Below are 16,626 nucleotides of genomic sequence, written 5' to 3'. Positions count from 1 at the left end.
AGGGTGGGGGCGGTGAGGCGGAGGTGGGAACGCTGCGGAGGTCGCAGGGAGCGGAGGTGGGAATGCCGGGGAGGTTGCGGGGAGCGGGGGTGGGAGTGGTACGGGGGTGGTGGGGAGCGGGGATGGGGCGGTTGCTGGTCATGGCCCACAGGGTGCCGGGTTTTGGAGGGGCGGAATGGCGTTGCGGTGGTTCTGTGGATGACGGTGAGTTGAGGCCAAGGGGTTGTGGATAACCCCTTAGCCTGGGGGCGTCACCAGGGCATGGGGCCGTTGGCGTCGAAGAAGCCGGCCGTTGGGCCGTCGGCGGGGAGCGTGGCCAGGTGGACCACCACCGTGGCGCCCTGGGCCGGGGTGAGGACGCCGCTGTGGTTGTTGATGTCCGTGGCCACGTAGCCGGGGGCGGCGGCGTTGACGAGGATGCCGTCCTTGCGCAGTTCGTTGGCGTATTGGACGGTCAGGGCGTTCAGGGCGGTCTTGGAAGGTGAGTACGCGGCCGACGCGGGCAGGGCCGTCATCGGGCCTTCCGGGTTGCTCATGATGGTCAGGGAGCCGCCGCCGCTGCTGACGTTGACGATGCGGGGGGCGGGTGAGCGGCGCAGCAGCGGGAGCAGGGCGTTGGTCAGGGCGATCACGCCGAAGACGTTGGTCTCGAACACCGCGCGGACCATGTCCAGGTCGACCGTGCTGGGGATCTGATCGACGGCGTCCTGCGGGGAGACCTGGCCGGAGCCGGTGATGGCGGCGTTGTTGACCAGCACGTCGAGGTGGCCGAAACGCTCGTCGATCCAGCTTGCCGCCGCCTCGATGGTGGCCGGGTCTGTGACGTCCAGGGTGATGGGGTGGGCGTCGCCGCCCTCCGCCCGGATCGCGGCGGCGGTCTCCCCGCCGCGGTGCGGGTCCCTGGCGCCGATCAGGACCGTCATGCCGAGCGCGGCCAGTTGTTCGGCGGTGGCGCGGCCGATGCCCTTGTTCGCGCCGCTGATCAGGGCCACTCGGTGGTGCTTGTTCACGATCAAAGCTCCTGTCAGAGAGGGTCTGTCTGCCCCGGGACGAGACAGCGGGGTCGTTCTGTGACATGGGTGGGGCCCTCTCGTCGCGGAGCTCGCCGTCCCGGCCAGGGAGCGTGGATGTCACGGATGGGTGGGCTGTCTCGTCTCGGGAGGGAAAGCGAGACAAGCGCGGGTGTCGTGCGCCGGAAGGTGAGGGTGGTCGTCATGCGGGTGTTCGTGGGGAGTGGCCGGGCGGGGATGGGGAGTAAGGCGTGAGTGGCCGGCGGGCGGAGGAGTTCGAGGAGTTGCGGCCGCTGCTGTTCTCGATCGCCTACCGGATCCTGGGGAGCGTGAGCGAGGCCGAGGACGCCGTCCAGGAGACCTGGTTGCGTTTCGAGGGCTCCTCGGCGGAGCCGGCGTCGGTCAAGGGGTTCCTGGCGGCGACCGTGTCGCGGATCGCGATCGACGTGCTGCGGTCGGCGCGGGTGCGGCGCGAGGAGTATGCCGGGCAGTGGTTCCCCGAGCCGCTGCTGGCCGACCCGTACGAGGATCCCGAGCGGTCCGCGGAGCTGGCCGACTCCGTCTCGATAGCGGCCCTGTTGCTGCTGGAGCGGCTCAGCCCGCTCGAACGCGCGGTGTTCGTGCTGCGCGAGGTGTTCGGGTTCGGCTTCGGTGAGGTGGCGTCGGCGGTGGGACGTTCCGAGGCGGCGTGCCGGCAGCTCGCGGTACGGGCGCGCCGCCACATGGACTCCGGACGTGCCCGCTTCGAGACGGATCGCCGGGAACGGGAGGAACTCGCCGGGCGCTTCTTCGACGCCTTCCGCGAAGGGGACATGGACGGGCTGCGGGAGTTGCTCGCCGCCGACGTGCGGATGTCCGGGGACAGCGGGGGCAAGGCGCCGCTGTGGGGCGAGGGCGTGTTCGGCGCCGAGAACGTGGCCCGGGTGCTGGCCTCGCTCATCACCCCGTTCGTACGGATCGGCGGCGTCGTGGAGCCGCACGAGATGAACGGCCAGCCGGGCGCGATCTTCCGTGACCGGGAGGGCAAGGTGATCAACATCCTGGTGCTCGACATCCTCGACGGGCAGGTCCAGACGATCCGCGCCGTGATCAATCCCGACAAGCTGGGGCATCTGGGGCCGGTCGCGGACGCGTGGACGGTCGTCCGCGAGACGAACCGCGCCCGCCGCCTCCCCCGGTCCGGCGACCCGACGGAGGACTGACCTGACGGACAACTGACGTGAAAGACGACTGACCTGAAGGACGACGAGTCTGGGCGGAGGTGACCCCCTCCCCCGGGCTGGGTGCGTCTGTAGGGGGTGGGGGCCGCGCGTGGCGTCCCGCCGCAGTGGAGAGGCGGCTGGCGTGCGGGCCATCGCGACCGGGACGGACACCGGGGGCTTGCGGGCCATCGCGACCAGGGCGGACGGAGACGTGCGGGTCATCGTGGTGCGGGCGGGCGGATTGGCTGGGCGGGGTGGCCTGTCACGCGGGTGGCCTGCCACATGGGTGGCCTGTCACGTGGGTGGCCTGCCACATGGGTGGCCTGTCACGCGGGCGGCCAGGAGGGCGCTCAGGTGTCCACAAAAGCAGATGTCCGCGAAGGGGAAGGCGACTCTCGGGCCCTCAGGCATGAGAGAAACGCTGGGGCTGGGGCAGGGTGTGCGCGGGAGCCCGAGTACCGTTCATCACCGACGATTCGAAGCTCTATCCGCGAGGTGACCGCCCAATGATTCCCGTTCAGGTCTTCGGCGGGCCCACCGCCCTCATCGAGTACGGCGGCCTGCGTCTCCTGACCGACCCCACCTTCGACCCTCCAGGCGACTACCCCACCCCGGGCACGCCCCTGACCAAGACCGCCCCCTCGAAGATCACCCCGGCCGAGCTCGGCCCGATCGACGCGGTCCTGCTCTCCCACGACCAGCACCCCGACAACCTCGACCATTCGGGGCGGGCGTTGCTGGATGACGTCCCGCTCACGCTGACCACTCGCAGCGGGGCGGCGAGGCTGGGCGGGAACGCGCAGGCCATCGCGCCGTGGGAGCAGGTGAAGCTAGAGCGGCCGGGCGGCGGGACGGTGACCGTGACGGGTGCGCCCGCGATGCACGGCCCCGGCGAGCCCTCGGAGGCGCGGGCCGTCGAGGCGGTGATGGGTGAGGTGATCGGGTTCGTGCTGACCGCCGACGACCTGCCCACCGTGTACGTCAGCGGCGACAACGCCTCACTGGAGCTCGTGGCGCAGGTCGCCGAGCGGTTCGGCCCGGTCGACACCGCCGTGTTGTTCGCCGGGGCGCCCCGCAGGCCGGCGTTCGGCGGCGCGTTGCTGGTGCTGGACAGCGCCCAGGCGGCCGAGGCCGCGAAGATCCTCGGTGCGCGCCGGGTGGTGCCCGCCCACTGCGACAGCTGGGCGCATTTCACCGAGGGTCGTGACGACGTGGTGCGGGCGTTCACCGCCGCGGGCCTGGCCGACCGCCTCGATCTCGGCTGAGTTCGAAAGGGCAAAAGAGGCTCGGCGCGAGCCGCGTGCCGGTCTAGGAAACGGGGGCGAGGCGGGTTCGTACGAGGAGGGCGGCGCCCGCCACCGCCGCCGGCATCGCGATGACCGCCACGAACGGCACCAGGAACAGCAGGAACACCGCCACTCCGAACCCCAGCGCGCTGGCCTTGTTGCCCCGCAGCAGCGCGAAGCGCTGCTTGCGGGCGAGGCCGCGCCGTTCGAGGGCGAGCGTCGTGAGCTCCACTGTCAGGAAAAATCCGGACACGAGGGCGCCGAGCACGGGCACCACCGTCTGCCCGACCACCGGCACGAACCCCAGGAAGAACAGCGGAATGGTGAACAGCAACACGTAGAACAGCGTCACCAGGCTGTCGCGGATCGAGCGCGGCAGCGTCCGCCACCACGGCTGCTCCTGCTCGCTCTCCAGCACGTCCACCGCCGCCGACAACTTCTCGTAGAACGGCTCCCCGATGGCCAGCGTGATGGCGGCGAAGGTGAGCACCGCCAGCACCAGCCCGCCGATGAACAACGCGATGCCCACGAGCGTCCTGAACAGCTCCCGCCAGCTCCACGAGTCGGCGAACGGGGTCAGGAACTCGGCCACGGCGGAGGCGTTCGTGCCGAGGAAGATCAGCGCGGCCACGTACAGCACGAAGGCGATCAGCGCCGGGATCAGCCCGAACAGCCACCACCGGGGGTGCCTGGCGACCCACCCGAACCCCTGGAAGAAGAAGCCCACACCGGCCGTGAAGTCGCGCACTGATCGCATGCCCGGCAGGCTAGCGCCAGAACGAGGTGACCGCGTAGCCCAGCTCGGCGAACAGGTCGCGCAGGAGCGGCAGCGAGAGGCCGAGGACGTTGCCGTGGTCGCCCTCGATCCCCTCGACGAACCAGCCGCCGCGCCCCTCGATGCTGAACGCGCCGGCCAGGCCGAGCGGCTCGTCGGTGGCGGCGTAGGCGGCGATCTCCTCCTCGGAGGGCTGGCCGAAGCGCACGACGGTGGTGGCGACCTCGGCGACCTGGCGCCCGGCGGCCACGTCGATCACGCAGTGGCCGGTGACGAGGCGGCCGGTGCGGCCGCGCAGCAGGCGCCAGCGCTCGAGCACCTCCTCGCGGCTCGCGGGCTTGCCGTAGGGGCGGCCGTCGAGCTCGAGGATGGAGTCGCAGCCGATGACCAGCCCCTCTTCGAGCCCGCCCGCGACCGCCTCCGCCTTGGCCGTGGCCAGCACCTTGCTGAGCGCGGCCGGTGAGTGGGCGGAGTAGGCGTCTTCGTCGACCCCGCTGACGATCACCTTCGGGTCGAGACCTGCGCTGCGCAGGAGGGCGAGGCGGGCGGGGGAAGCAGAGGCCAAGACGATCACTGGCCTAGCCTACCGGTCACCAGTCGGGGTTCGACCTGCCCGGGGCCACCTCGTGCTCGCTGCGCAGAGGTTCCCGTAGCGGGTCGTGGTACGGGTCGTACGGGCCGGCCTGCCGGGGCACGGCCGCACCGCCGAAGATGCTGCCCAGCAGGCTCCCGAGCAGCTCCCCGAGCCCGCCGGGGATGGCGGACTCCTCGCGGTTGAGGTCGTCGGCGACGGCGCCGGCGTCCATGTCGTGGCGGGCCGCCCGGTTGGCCAGCAGCGACATGATCATGGGTGCGATCAGTGGCAGCAGCTTCATGATGGTCGCGGAGTTGACGCCGGCGAGCTGTGAGAGCTGGGCCGCGGCCTGCTCGGTGCCCTGCCCGCCCAGCACGTGGCTGAGGATGCTGTGCCCGTCGCGGGTCAGCGAGGCCACGTCGCCGTTGAACGGGTCGGCGTCCATGTGGTCGTCGAGCGCTCCGCGCAGGGCGTCGGCGCCGTCGGGATGGGTGGCGTTGCGGGCCATGCCGCCGACGATGGTGCCGGTCACGGCTTCGATGACCTTGCGGGCGGTCAGCGTGTCCGTGCCGAGCATGCCGGCGATCTGCTCCACTCCTTGGTCTCCGAGTCCGGCGAGAAGCTCGTCATTAAGTGTCACGACGGTCCCCCGATCAGTCTGTCTCGGGTGACCTGCCCTCGCCGGGCTCGAAGCAACGTCCGTTTTGTCCTAATTATCGGAAAAGTGAGCAGGGACGGGGGCGGCCGCCGCCGGGCGGTCCTCGGCCGGCCTGGGCAGGCCCGCCGCCGCGTACGCACCGGCCTCGTCGAGCGTCTCGTGCTCCAGCAGAGCCGCCACGATCGCGTCCAGCTTGTCGCGGTTTTCCGTGAGGATGCGCACCGCGCGCTCGTAGCACTCGTCCACGATCCGCCGCGCCTCCTCGTCCACCATGGCCAGCGTGACGGGCGAGGCCTGCGGGGGCTGGCCGTCGTTGGGCAGGATGGTCAGCGGGCCGACCTTCTCCGACATGCCCCAGCGGCCCACCATGCCACGGGCGATCATGGTGACCTGCTCCAGGTCGTTCTCGGCGCCGGTGGTGATGACGCCGTACACGACCTGCTCGGCCGCCATGCCGCCGAGCGCGCCGGTGATGCGCCCGCGCAGGTACTGCTCGTCGTAGGCGTAACGGTCGGTGTCGGGCGTGGACAGCGTGACGCCGAGCGCCCGGCCGCGCGGGATGATCGAGATCTTCCTCACCGGGTCGGCGCCCGGCTGGAGCATGCCGAGCAGCGCGTGACCGGCCTCGTGGAAGGCGGTGCGGGTGCGCTCCTCCTCCGGCATGACGATGCTGCGCGCCGCGCCGAGCTGCAGCTTCTCCAGCGCGTCGGCGAAGTCGCCGCTCGTCACCTTGTCCTTGCCGCGCTTGGCGGCGAGCAGGGCGGCCTCGTTGACCAGGTTCGCCAGGTCGGCGCCGGTCATGCCGGGCGTGGTCTTGGCGATGCGGTCGGGACTGACCTCGGCGTCGAGCGGCACGCCGCGCGTGTGCACGGCCAGGATCGCCGCGCGCCCCGCCGCGTCGGGCAGGCCCACCTGCACCGTACGGTCGAAGCGCCCGGGACGCAGCAGCGCCGGGTCGAGGATCTCGGGCCGGTTGGTGGCCCCGATGACGATCACGCCCTCGGCCCCGGAGAAGCCGTCCATCTCGGTGAGGATCTGGTTGAGCGTCTGCTCGCGCTCGTCGTGCCCGCCGAGGCCGCCCGCGCCGCCGCGAGCCCGCCCGATGGCGTCGATCTCGTCGATGAACACGATCGACGGCGCCACCTTGCGCGCCTCCTCGAACAGGTCGCGCACGCGCGAGGCGCCCACGCCGACGATCATCTCGATGAACTCGGAGGCGCTGGCCGAGAAGTACGGCACCTTGGCCTCGCCCGCGACCGCCCTGGCCAGCAGCGTCTTGCCGGTGCCGGGAGGCCCGGCGAGCAGCACGCCCTTGGGCAGCTTCGCGCCCAGCTTGCGGTATTTGCCGGGGTCCTTGAGGTAGTCGACGATCTCGACGAGCTCGTTCTCGACCTCGTCGATGCCGGCGACGTCGTCGAACGTGACGCGCACCTTCCCGGCCTCGACCGGCTTGGCCGCCTTCGACTTGCCGAGCCCGCCCAGGCCGCCGCCCATCATGCTGGCGCCGCGCCGCATGATCCAGATCCACAGGCCGGCCAGCAGCAGCACGGGGAGCAGCGACAGCAGGAGGTTGGAGAAGAAGCCCCGGGTGATGGGCTGCGAGGTGATCTCGACCTGGCCGGTGGCGAGCTGCTGGTCGAGCTGGTCGGTGTTGGCGAAGGCCGGGATCTCGGTGGCGAACTTCGTGTACGCCTCGCCGCTCTCGGGGTTCTTCGCCGAGGCCCGCAGATCACCCTCGACCGACAGGCCCTGGGCGTAGATGTCCTTGACGTTCTTGGCGTTCACCTGCTTGGTGAACTCGGTGTAGGAGATCGTCTCGACCGAGCCGCTGTCGACGAAGGACGAGACGACGAAGAAGCCGGCGTAGACGACGAGCAGGGTGACGACGAAACGCCACCAGTTGATCTTGGGCTTGCCTCCGGGCGTGCCCGGCAGACCCTCAGAGCGCCAGGGCGGCTTGCCCTTGCCCTTGTTCGGGGCCTGCGGCGGTCCAGAGCGTTCCACGGCGTCACTCCCCATTATCGCCGCATTCATGATCTTCTAGCCTAGAACACGCACCCCTGAGGCCACGCGGCCGATATCGCGCCACTGCTTGCGCTGCGAGTCAGGCACTGTTACGAACGCAAGACCCGGTTTGCTTGTTCCCCCGTCCATCACCACCACGGCGGCACGCGAGCTGCGCTTGCCGTAGGCGACGCGGTAGACGAGCAGCCAGCCGCGCTTGACCGGCTGCGAGGCGATCCACGTGATGCGCGAGCCCTTGGGGTGGTGGTTGAGCGTCCAGCGGGCGGCCAGCAGGGCGGTGTCGCGGGGCGACTTCTGCTCCATGATCGGCAGCGGGCAGGTCACGAACATGCCGCGCGGGCTCGCGCCGCGCCGCTTCGGCAGCGCCTGCCTGGTGGTGAACGGGGCCGCGCGGTACACCTTCCACGGGCGCGGGAGCTTGGGCACGGCCAGTCCGGTACGGGTGTCCTTGACGAAGCGCTTGCCCGGGGAGCGCAGGGGCATGCGCTTCACGCCGCGCGTCAGCCTGGGGACGCGGGGGTCGGCGTACAGGGCCTCCATGGCCGTGTAACCGGGCGCCAGCGAGGCACCGGGCGACGGCGTCTCGCGCGGGGCCGAGGACGATGCGGCCGCAGGCGTGGCGGCCGGTGTGGCGGCCGGTGCAGAAGAAGGTGCGGAGCCGGACGAGGAGGGCGCGGCCGGCGGCGCGGTTACCGGCCCCGCGGCGACCTCGTCCGGCTCCGGCGGGAGCACCACGACCACCGCCACGGCGACGACCGCTGCGACGGCGGCGGCCACGGCCAGCCCCCGGTACACCACCCGCATGCGCAGATCGCCGATGCGGGAGCGTTTGGGCGGAGAAACCGGGATCCCACGCCTTGCGGCGGTTCTCACTCGGGAACCCTTGATCTCATCTTCCCCTTGGAGCACGACGGGAGCGTACGACAAATCCCGCCATTGCGCCCCGGAAGCTATCGAAGTGCAATCATGGCGGGGTGGAACAGGTTGAGCTGCGTTTCGACCACGCCTCTCGAGCGTCCCAGACGCACACGAACCTCTCGGCGATCCGGCAGAGCTCCACCGGCCTGTGGGTGGCCGGCGACGAGACCGCCTCCTTCGAGCACCTCACGTGGACCGGCGACCACTACGGCGACCAGCGCACGTTTCAGCTCGCCGACTACATCGACCTGCCCGCCGGGCCGCGCGACGAGGCGGACATCGAGGGCCTGGCCCGGGCGAACGGCTACCTCTGGCTGGTCGGCTCGCACAGCCTGAAGCGCAGGAAGGTCAGGGCGAAGGACCCGGAGCGCGGCCCCGAACGGCTGGCCTCGGTGATCAGGGAGGAGAACCGCTTCATCCTGGCCCGCCTGCCGCTCGACCCCCGCACCGAGTCACCTCAACGCGGCGCGGTCATGTCGGGCTCCCGCGACCTCACCGAGCACCTGCGCGACGACCCGCACCTCGCGCCGTTCCTGGCCCTGCCCGGCAAGGACAACGGGCTCGACATCGAGGGCATCGCGGTCACCCCCGACCGCGTCTACCTCGGCCTGCGCGGCCCCGTGCTGCGCGGCTGGGCCGTGGTGCTGGAGCTGCGGGTCGAGGACGCGGGCAAGGGGCGCCTGCGGCTGAGCGAGCCGTACCGCAAGCACTTCCTGAACCTGAGCGGCCTCGGCGTGCGCGACATGTGCCCCGACGGGAACGCGCTGCTGCTCCTGGCCGGGCCCACCATGGACCTCGACGGCCCGGTACGCGTCGTGCGCTGGCGCCCGCGCGCCAAGCGGGCGGGCGTCGTCCCGGCGGACGAGCTGGAGACCGTGCTGGAGCTGCCGTACGGCGTGGGCTGCGACCACCCCGAGGGCATGGTGCGGCTGGCCGACGACCGGCTCATGGTGGTCTACGACAGCCCGTCGCCCGCCAGGATCACCCCGGCGGGCGGCGTGCTCGCGGACGTGTTCAGGATCCAGGAGCCTTAGGAACGGGCGACGCGGCCGGCCAGCCAGGGCGCGTCGGCCACGAACGTGCACGAGCCGGGCTCGATCTCGGTGAACCCGGCGTCCCGCACCACGGGCAGCCCGGCCGCCACCATGGCCTCGAACTCCGCCGGCGTGGCCGCCGTCCGTACGGATGCGGAAAGGCCGCGCTCGCGCCAGGCGGCCCGCTCTCCCGCGTCGCTGGCCCACCAGGCGAGCTGGGCGGCGTGCCCGGCCTGCGCCATGGCCTTGCCCGCGGACATCTCCAGCGCCGGGTTGGCCCACAGGACGGGCGGCCCGGCGGGCCCCGGCGCGGCGGTGTCGGTCAGCTCGGTGCCGGACACCTGCAGCCGGGCCAGGTCGCGCGGCCAGTCGTCGAGCGGCACGGGCGGGTGCACGCGCACCTCGGCGGTGCGGTGCTCGATCGTTCGGCCGGGCAGCGCGACGGCCCGGCGCCACTCGGCGCCTCTGGCCCGGCGCACGACCTTGCGGATCTTCCCGGTGGACTCCCAGGCGTGCACCTCGGCGGCGAACTCGCCCGGGTCGTCGAGCAGGCTCAGCACGGCCATGGCGGCCGCCTCCAGGGCGTCGGTGCGCTCGGGAGGGGCCGCCCGCTCGATCCGCACAACCAGGGGCAGGACATACAGCTCGGTGTTCATCGCCTACCAGCATGCCCGATGGCCAGGGACATGCCGGCGGCGAGGAGGCACAGGGCGCCCGCCGCGTACCAGGCGAGGTCGTAGGCGCCGAGGTGGTCGCGGGTGAGCCCGGCGCCGACGGCCGCGATCGCGGCGCCGACCTGGTGGGAGCCGAACACCCAGCCGAACACCACGGCGCCGTCGGCCCCGTAGATGCGCCGGCACAGGGCGACCGTGGGCGGCACGGTGGCGACCCAGTCGAGGCCGTAGAAGATGATGAAGACCAGCATGCTGGGCTCGGTCGTGGCCGCGAACAGGCCGGGCAGCACCATGAGCGACAGCCCGCGCAGGCCGTAGTAGACGCCGAGCAGCACCTTGGGGTCGACCTTGTCGCTGAGCCAGCCCGAGGCGACCGTGCCCGCGATGTCGAAGATGCCGATGATCGCCAGCAGGCCGGCGGCGACCGGCTCGGCCATGCCGTGGTCGTGGGCGGCGGGGATGAAGTGGGTGCTGACCAGGCCGTTCGTGCTCGCGCCGCAGATCGCGAAGCCGCCCGCGAGCAGCCAGAACGGCCGCGTGCGGGCCGCGGACGCGAGCACGGTGACGGCTCGCAGCGCCGCGTTGGTCCTCGCCGGCTCGGGGCGCGGGGCGGCCGGGTCCGCGCCGAGCGCCGTCGTGCCGACGTCCTCGGGACGGTCGCGCAGCAGCCACCACACGAACGGCACCACGGCCAGCGCCGCCGCGGCCACGGTCAGCGAGGCGAAGCGCCACCCGGGGCCGTGCGCGAGCTGGGCGAGCACCGGCAGGAACACGAGCTGCCCGGTGGCCCCCGCGGCGGTGAGCACGCCGGTGACGAGCCCGCGGTGGCGGACGAACCAGCGGTCCACCACCGTCGCCGCGAACACCAGCGCCATCGAGCCGGTGCCGAGCCCGACCAGCACGCCCCAGCAGAGCAGGAGCTGCCAGCTCGCGCTCATGAACACGGTCAGGCCGCTGCCCGCCGCGATCAGCAGCAGCGCGACGGCGACCACGCGGCGCATGCCGAAGCGGTCCATGAGGGCGGCGGCGAAGGGGGCGGTCAGGCCATAGAGCACCAGGTTGACGGAGATGGCCAGCGAGATCGTGCCGGCCGACCAGCCGAACTCCTCCTGCAACGGCGTGATCAGCACGCCGGGGGTGGCGCGGAAGCCGGCCGATCCCAGGATCGCCACGAACGCGACGGCCGCGACGTACCAGGCGCGGTGCAGCCCGCGCCGGGTGGAGGGGGTGGTGCTCACTGTCATGCGCCAATCCTGATTTATCCCCTTACTGGGTCACGAGTGGCCGGAAAGCCAATATGTGTAAGAATCCGGCCATGAGACCCCATCGCGTCGCCGTCGTGGTGCTCAACCACTTCGCCACCCTCGACCTCGGCGTCCCCGGCCAGGTGTTCTGGGCGGCGGAGACGGCGTCGGGCGAGAAGCTGTACGAGGTGGTGACCTGCTCGGAAGGCCGCCGCCCCGTACGGTGCGGCGCGGGCTACAGCGTGCAGCCCGACCACGACCTCGACGTGCTCGACACGGCCGACACCGTCCTCGTGCCCGGCATCCACGCGGGCCGGGCCATGAAGGACGGCACGATCACCGACACCCTGCTCGCCGCCCTCCAGGGGCGGCCCAGGACGATGTCGATCTGCACGGGCGCGTTCGTGCTGGCGGCGGCGGGCCTGCTCGACGGCCGCCCGGCCACCACGCACTGGCGCGAGGCGGCCCGCTTCGCCGAGCTCTTCCCGAAGGTCAGGCTGGACCCCGACGTGTTGTTCGTGGACGACGGCGACGTGCTGACCTCGGCCGGCGTGGCGGCGGGCCTGGACCTGTGCCTGCACGTGATCAGGCGCGACCACGGCAGCGAGGTGGCCAACCGGGTGGCCAGGCGCTGCGTCATGCCGCCCTGGCGGGACGGCGGCCAGGCCCAGTACATCGACCGGCCCCTCCCCCTGGGCGAGCGCGGCGGCACGGCGGCCACCCGCGACTGGATGCTCGCCCACCTCGACGCCCCGCTCGACCTGGCCGCGCTGGCCGAGCACGCGAGGATGAGCGTGCGCACGTTCACCAGGCGCTTTCGCGAGGAGACCGGCCAGAGCCCGGCGAAGTGGCTGAACGGCCAGCGCGTGCAGCACGCCAGGCACCTGCTGGAGACGACGGACCTGGGGGTGGAGGAGGTGGCCAGGCGGGCCGGGTTCGGCACGGCGGTGTCGCTGCGCCAGCACCTGCACACCGCCGTCGGCGTCTCGCCGCTGGCCTACCGCCGCACCTTCCGCCGCGCGCTCTAGGCACACCTTCCGCCGCGCGCTCTAGGCACACCTTCCGCCGCGCGCTCTAGGCGCTCCGGCTCACGCCACAGACTCGGCGAACCAGGTCTGCAGCGCCTGCTCCAGCGTCTCGTCCGGGGCGCCCGCCCAGGCCACGTACCCGTCGGGCCGCACCAGCACCGCCTCGGGACGGTCGCACGGCACGACGTCCACCCGCCCATGACGGACGCGCAGATCGCCGGTCGCGCCGAGCAGCACGGGCCGCGCCCCGGCCTGCTCGGGCACGTCGGGCAGGAACCGGCCGACCAGCGGATGCGGCGGCGCGGGCATCGGGTAGACCACGTCGGAGCCGGCCAGCAGGGAGGCGATGCGCCGCCGGGCGGGCGGGTCGCCCAGCAGTTCGCCGAACACCTGCCGCAGCGCCGTCACCTCGGGCCCCGGCGCGGTCAGCGCGAGCTGCGCCTGGGTGTGCAGGGCGACCCGCTCGGCGGCGGGCCGGCGCTCGGCGTCGTACGTGTCGAGCAACCCGGGCGGCGCCCACCCGCGCACTTCGGCGGCCAGCTTCCAGGCCAGGTTCGCGGCGTCCTGGAGGCCCAGGTTGAGGCCCGGCGCGCCCATGGCGGAGTGCACGTGCGCGGCGTCGCCGGCCACGAACACCCTGCCCTCGCGGTAGCGGTCGGCCACGCGGGTGTTGCGGCCGTTGAGCCGCCGCAGCAGGTGCGGCCCCGGGCCGGCCGGCTCGGCCAGCGGCAGGTCGGCGCCGATCACCCTGGCCAGGCTCTCGCGCAGCTCGGCCACGGTCATGGGCACGTCGTCGCCGGGCGGCGCGGAGTCCCACTCCATCGCCGCGACCGTGAACACGCCGGGCCCCGCCGGCAGGATCGCGTACGCCCCGCGCTCGGTCCTGTGCCAGGTGTAGAGCGCGAACGTGCCCGCTCCCGGCACCTCCAGCTCGATCCGCCCGGCCACCCCGCCGGGGATGGTGACGTGGGCGGTGCGGCTGACGACATCGGCGGCGTGCGTGCCGGGGAAGCCGATCCCGCTCAGCTTCCGCACCTTGCTGTGCGCGCCGTCGCAGCCGACGAGGTAGCGGGTGCGCAGCTCATAAGGCCCGCCGGGGCCCGCCACCTCCAGCGTCACCCCGTCGGCGTCCTGGGCGAGCCCGGTCAGCTCGTGCCCGCGCCTGATCTCCACGCCCAGCTCCAGGGCCCGCCGCTCCAGCAGCTCCTCCAGCTCGGGCTGCTTGATGCCGATGCCGTGCAGCGGGTTGTCGTCGAGCCCGGCCAGGTGCAGCGGCATCGCGCCGAACACGAACGCGGGCATGGGGGCCTCCTGCTCGGCCAGGCCGCGCCGGCGCAGGAGGCGTACGACCTGGCCGACGATGCCGTTGGCCTTGGGCTGGTCGCTGCGCTCCGGCAGGCGCTCGACCACGAGCGGCCTGACTCCCGCCAGGCTCAGCTCGCAGGCCAGCATGAGCCCGTTGGGGCCGCCTCCGGCGATCACGATGTCCATGCGGGGTCTCCTCATTCGGTGGGGGCGGGCAGCCCGGCGGCCAGCGCGCGCAGGCAGTCGCGCAGCACCGGCACGAGCGGGACGGGCGGGTCGGCGCGCAGCCAGTGCGCGACGCCCGCCTGCACGGCCGCGGTCACGGTGACCGCGACCAGGCTGGGGTACAGGTCGCGGGCGGGGTCGGCGCCGACGCGCTCGGCGATGGCCGCGGCCAGCTCGCCGTCGGCGGCGAAGGCCACCTTCAGCGACTCGGCCCGCAGCGCGGGCTCCTCGCTGAGCATGCGGATGCCGGCCAGCAGCTCGGGCGCCGGCGCCTGGCCGGTGGTGCCGGCGTGGCGGGCCCACGGCTGCACCATGGCCTCGGTCAGCGCGTCCCAGAAGGGCTCGCCGGCGGGCCGGGCGCGCAGCGCCTCGACGGACGCGCGGACGCGGTCGGTGTGGCGGGCGGTGATCGCCTCGTACTTGCTGGCGAAGTAGTTGTTGTACGTGCGGGGCGAGACGCCGGCCTCGGCCGCGATGTCCTCGACCCGGACGTTGTCCAGGCCGCGCTCCAGGGCCAGCCGCAGCGCGGCCGTCATCAGGGCCTCGCGCGTGGCCTGCTTCTTGCGCTCTCGCAGTCCGGTCACGCCGCCGACTCTAGAAGGATTTTGCGTGATCAGCAAATTTTCTGATCACGCATCTTTTATCTAACGGCTCCCCTTCCGAGCAGGCGTTAGATTGGGGAGATGTCGTTCCTGAGCCTTGATTTCGTCAGCACGGTCAGAGCCGCCCGCTCGGGCCTGGTCGACAACCTGTCCGACGTCGAGGGGATGACGGCCTGGGCTCGCGAGCACGCGGCGGAGCTGGGCCTCGACGCGTCCTTCACCGCCTCGGAGGAGCTGCGGCAGGAGACCGTGCGCCTGCGCCAGGCGGTCCGCGCCCTGTTCGCCAGGGCCGTGGCGCCCGGGCCGCCGAGCCGGGCGGACGCGGCCGAGCTGCCCCCGTTCGAGGAGGCGCTGGCGCTGGTCAACGCCACAGCCCTGGCGGCGCCCACGGCTCCGCAGCTCTCCTGGGACGGCGAGCCCGCCCTCGTCACCGTGTCGCCCGCCGACGCGTCCGCCCGGCTGCGCGGCCGGCTCGCCACGGCGGCCGTCGAGTTCCTGGCGAGCCCCGAGCGGGCCTTGTTGCGCACCTGCCAGGCGCCCCGCTGCGTGCTCTATTACGTCAAGGAACACCCACGTCAGGAGTGGTGCTCGACGGCCTGCGGGAACCGCGCCCGAGCGGCCAGGCACTACCGGGAGCACAAGAAATGACCCTCTTCTAACGCCAAAGCATCTGATTTGCCGTTATAGTGCTTCTAACGGCAAATCAGTCGTGCATCCGTTAGAGGAGTGTGGGATGTCCTTTCAGACCGGGCACATCGGGCTCAACGTCACCGACCTCGAGGCGTCCAAGGAGTTCTACCGGCGCGTCTTCGGGTTCGCGGTGGCGGGCGAGTCGCAGCAGGACGGGCGGCGCTACGCGTTCCTGGCCCAGGACGGCACGCTGGTGCTGACGCTCTGGCAGCAGAGCGAGGGCCGCTTCGCCACCGCCCTGCCGGGGCTGCACCACCTGTCGTTCCAGGTGGCCGACCTCGACGCGGTACGGCGGGCCGAGCAGGTGATCAGGGAGCTCGGCGCGCCCCTCTACCACGACGGCGTGGTGCCGCACGGCGAGGGCGCCTCGTCGGGCGGCGTGTTCTTCGAGGACCCCGACGGCATCCGGCTGGAGATCTTCGCCCCCGACGGCGCCGGTGACCGGCCCGCGCCCACCACCGGCGCCCCCACCTGCGGGTTCTTCTAATGAAGAGCCATCCGGGCGAGGTCGCCGTGCAGCGGCGCACCGGGGTGCGCCTGGCCGAGCACGGCAGCTCGCGCACCCGGCCCGAGATCCCGGCCGCGGCGGCCGCGTTCCTGCGCGACCAGCGCATGATCGTGGCCGGCGCCGCCGACGACCGCGGGCGGCTGTGGGCGGGCGTGCTCACCGGGCCCGCCGGGTTCGCCGAGGCCGAGGATGACCGCACCGTCGTGCTGCGCGCGCTGCCCGCCGCCGACGACCCGCTGCACGGGCTGTTCGCGGCGGAGCGGGACATCGGGCTGCTGGCCATCGAGCCGCACACGCGGCGCAGGATGCGCGTGAACGGCACCGCCGTACAGGCCGGGCAGTCCCTCGTCGTCTGGACGGAGCAGGTCTACGCCAACTGCCCCAAGTACATCCAGACCCGCGAGCCCACCACGGACCCCGGCACCCCCGCCGGCCTCGGCCGCGGCACCACGCTGGAGGAGCGGCACCGCGACTGGATCGCCGCCGCCGACACGTTCTTCATCGCCACCCGCGCCGAGGGCCACGGCGCGGACGTGTCGCACCGGGGCGGCAACCCCGGCTTCGTCCGCGTCACCGGGCCGCGCACCCTGGAGTTCCCCGACTACCAGGGCAACGGCATGTACATGACGCTCGGCAACCTGGAGCTCGACCCGGCCGCGGGGCTGCTCTTCCCCGACTGGGAGCGCGGCGAGACCCTCCAGCTCACCGGCCGGGCGCGGGTGGAGTGGAGCGAGCCGCGCGTCGTGCGGTTCGAGATCGACGCGTACGTCCACCTCGCCGGCACCCTGCCGGCCGGATGGACTTCACCCGGCTACCACCGCTTCAACCCGCCCGTGTGAGGATCCCGCTCAACCCTCCGGCCCTCTGA

17 protein-coding genes are annotated in these 16,626 nt (G+C 72.5%); 7 read left to right on the top strand and 10 right to left on the bottom strand.

The window, feature by feature from the left end:
- Positions 1 to 251 precede the first annotated feature (251 nt).
- A complete protein-coding gene (locus KIS93_RS13720) occupies positions 252 to 1,010 on the bottom strand; it encodes an SDR family oxidoreductase (protein ID WP_080047627.1) in 759 nt (252 codons plus the stop codon).
- A 251-nt stretch (positions 1,011 to 1,261) separates the two neighbouring features.
- Here KIS93_RS13720 and KIS93_RS13715 point away from each other — a divergent pair, with 251 nt between their 5' ends.
- A complete protein-coding gene (locus tag KIS93_RS13715) occupies positions 1,262 to 2,212 on the top strand; it encodes an RNA polymerase sigma-70 factor (RefSeq protein ID WP_080046236.1) in 951 nt (316 codons plus the stop codon).
- A 506-nt stretch (positions 2,213 to 2,718) separates the two neighbouring features.
- The gene (locus KIS93_RS13710) at positions 2,719 to 3,477 is read left to right on the top strand and encodes an MBL fold metallo-hydrolase (protein ID WP_080046235.1); all 759 of its coding nucleotides are present in this window, start codon (positions 2,719 to 2,721) and stop codon (positions 3,475 to 3,477) included.
- 43 nt (positions 3,478 to 3,520) lie between these two features.
- Here KIS93_RS13710 and KIS93_RS13705 read toward each other — a convergent pair whose 3' ends face one another.
- The 5 genes from KIS93_RS13705 to KIS93_RS13685 form a co-directional block, all read right to left on the bottom strand.
- Positions 3,521 to 4,255 carry an EI24 domain-containing protein gene (locus tag KIS93_RS13705; protein WP_186404214.1) on the bottom strand — a complete coding sequence of 245 codons (735 nt, stop codon included), beginning with the start codon at positions 4,253 to 4,255 and terminating at the stop codon, positions 3,521 to 3,523.
- Positions 4,256 to 4,265: 10 nt separating this feature from the next.
- Positions 4,266 to 4,847 carry a Maf family protein gene (locus tag KIS93_RS13700; RefSeq protein ID WP_080046233.1) on the bottom strand — a complete coding sequence of 194 codons (582 nt, stop codon included), beginning with the start codon at positions 4,845 to 4,847 and terminating at the stop codon, positions 4,266 to 4,268.
- A 16-nt stretch (positions 4,848 to 4,863) separates the two neighbouring features.
- Positions 4,864 to 5,487, bottom strand: coding sequence for a DUF937 domain-containing protein (locus tag KIS93_RS13695; RefSeq protein WP_080046232.1), 624 nt, complete (start codon positions 5,485 to 5,487; stop codon positions 4,864 to 4,866).
- A 69-nt stretch (positions 5,488 to 5,556) separates the two neighbouring features.
- Positions 5,557 to 7,509 (bottom strand): ATP-dependent zinc metalloprotease FtsH, encoded by a 1,953-nt coding sequence (ftsH, locus tag KIS93_RS13690; protein ID WP_080047626.1) that lies wholly within the window; start codon positions 7,507 to 7,509, stop codon positions 5,557 to 5,559.
- 36 nt (positions 7,510 to 7,545) lie between these two features.
- Entirely contained in the window at positions 7,546 to 8,334 is a 789-nt protein-coding gene (locus KIS93_RS13685; protein WP_080046231.1) for a hypothetical protein, read from the bottom strand.
- A gap of 170 nt (positions 8,335 to 8,504) precedes the next feature.
- Between KIS93_RS13685 and KIS93_RS13680 the strand changes: the two genes are divergently transcribed.
- The gene (locus KIS93_RS13680; protein ID WP_080046230.1) at positions 8,505 to 9,482 is read left to right on the top strand and encodes a DUF3616 domain-containing protein; all 978 of its coding nucleotides are present in this window, start codon (positions 8,505 to 8,507) and stop codon (positions 9,480 to 9,482) included.
- On the opposite strand, the gene KIS93_RS13675 is transcribed toward KIS93_RS13680, so the two are convergent.
- Together KIS93_RS13675 and KIS93_RS13670 are read right to left on the bottom strand one after the other, a co-directional pair.
- Positions 9,479 to 10,138 carry a peptidyl-tRNA hydrolase gene (locus KIS93_RS13675; protein WP_080046229.1) on the bottom strand — a complete coding sequence of 220 codons (660 nt, stop codon included), beginning with the start codon at positions 10,136 to 10,138 and terminating at the stop codon, positions 9,479 to 9,481. The two genes, KIS93_RS13680 and KIS93_RS13675, sit on opposite strands and share 4 nt — an antisense overlap.
- Positions 10,135 to 11,400, bottom strand: a complete 1,266-nt coding sequence (locus KIS93_RS13670; RefSeq protein ID WP_080046228.1) for an MFS transporter — start codon at positions 11,398 to 11,400, stop codon at positions 10,135 to 10,137. Before KIS93_RS13670 ends, KIS93_RS13675 begins: the two co-directional genes overlap by 4 nt.
- 71 nt (positions 11,401 to 11,471) lie before the next feature.
- Here KIS93_RS13670 and KIS93_RS13665 point away from each other — a divergent pair, with 71 nt between their 5' ends.
- Entirely contained in the window at positions 11,472 to 12,428 is a 957-nt protein-coding gene (locus KIS93_RS13665; protein ID WP_230465894.1) for a GlxA family transcriptional regulator, read from the top strand.
- Positions 12,429 to 12,488: 60 nt separating this feature from the next.
- Here KIS93_RS13665 and KIS93_RS13660 read toward each other — a convergent pair whose 3' ends face one another.
- Positions 12,489 to 13,919: an FAD-dependent monooxygenase gene (locus tag KIS93_RS13660; RefSeq protein ID WP_080046226.1), complete on the bottom strand. Its 1,431-nt coding sequence runs from the start codon at positions 13,917 to 13,919 to the stop codon at positions 12,489 to 12,491.
- An 11-nt stretch (positions 13,920 to 13,930) separates the two neighbouring features.
- A complete protein-coding gene (locus KIS93_RS13655; protein ID WP_230465893.1) occupies positions 13,931 to 14,542 on the bottom strand; it encodes a TetR/AcrR family transcriptional regulator in 612 nt (203 codons plus the stop codon).
- A gap of 99 nt (positions 14,543 to 14,641) precedes the next feature.
- Between KIS93_RS13655 and KIS93_RS13650 the strand changes: the two genes are divergently transcribed.
- The 3 genes from KIS93_RS13650 (at position 14,642) to KIS93_RS13640 (ending at position 16,597) form a co-directional block, all read left to right on the top strand.
- Positions 14,642 to 15,208 carry a CGNR zinc finger domain-containing protein gene (locus tag KIS93_RS13650; RefSeq protein ID WP_080046225.1) on the top strand — a complete coding sequence of 189 codons (567 nt, stop codon included), beginning with the start codon at positions 14,642 to 14,644 and terminating at the stop codon, positions 15,206 to 15,208.
- Between the two features lie 85 nt (positions 15,209 to 15,293).
- Positions 15,294 to 15,737 (top strand): VOC family protein, encoded by a 444-nt coding sequence (locus KIS93_RS13645; RefSeq protein ID WP_080046224.1) that lies wholly within the window; start codon positions 15,294 to 15,296, stop codon positions 15,735 to 15,737.
- Positions 15,737 to 16,597, top strand: a complete 861-nt coding sequence (locus KIS93_RS13640) for a pyridoxamine 5'-phosphate oxidase family protein (RefSeq protein ID WP_080046223.1) — start codon at positions 15,737 to 15,739, stop codon at positions 16,595 to 16,597. The genes KIS93_RS13645 and KIS93_RS13640 overlap by 1 nt, the downstream gene beginning before the upstream one ends.
- Positions 16,598 to 16,626 lie beyond the last annotated feature (29 nt).

It is taken from the genome of [Actinomadura] parvosata subsp. kistnae (assembly GCF_900323885.1).
GTDB lineage: Bacteria > Actinomycetota > Actinomycetes > Streptosporangiales > Streptosporangiaceae > Nonomuraea > Nonomuraea composti.
This window is presented reverse-complemented; position numbering and strand designations above follow the sequence as displayed.

Bases quoted from the DNA above. Each gene is read 5' to 3' on its own strand.
- KIS93_RS13675 (WP_080046229.1), bottom strand. From the start codon at position 10,138: ATGAACACCGAGCTGTATGTCCTGCCCCTGGTTGTGCGGATCGAGCGG.
- KIS93_RS13660 (WP_080046226.1), bottom strand. From the start codon at position 13,919: ATGGACATCGTGATCGCCGGAGGCGGCCCCAACGGGCTCATGCTGGCC.
- KIS93_RS13705 (WP_186404214.1), bottom strand. From the start codon at position 4,255: ATGCGATCAGTGCGCGACTTCACGGCCGGTGTGGGCTTCTTCTTCCAG.
- KIS93_RS13710 (WP_080046235.1), top strand. From the start codon at position 2,719: ATGATTCCCGTTCAGGTCTTCGGCGGGCCCACCGCCCTCATCGAGTAC.
- KIS93_RS13670 (WP_080046228.1), bottom strand. From the start codon at position 11,400: ATGACAGTGAGCACCACCCCCTCCACCCGGCGCGGGCTGCACCGCGCC.
- KIS93_RS13640 (WP_080046223.1), top strand. From the start codon at position 15,737: ATGAAGAGCCATCCGGGCGAGGTCGCCGTGCAGCGGCGCACCGGGGTG.
- KIS93_RS13665 (WP_230465894.1), top strand. From the start codon at position 11,472: ATGAGACCCCATCGCGTCGCCGTCGTGGTGCTCAACCACTTCGCCACC.
- KIS93_RS13650 (WP_080046225.1), top strand. From the start codon at position 14,642: ATGTCGTTCCTGAGCCTTGATTTCGTCAGCACGGTCAGAGCCGCCCGC.
- KIS93_RS13685 (WP_080046231.1), bottom strand. From the start codon at position 8,334: ATGCGGGTGGTGTACCGGGGGCTGGCCGTGGCCGCCGCCGTCGCAGCG.
- KIS93_RS13645 (WP_080046224.1), top strand. From the start codon at position 15,294: ATGTCCTTTCAGACCGGGCACATCGGGCTCAACGTCACCGACCTCGAG.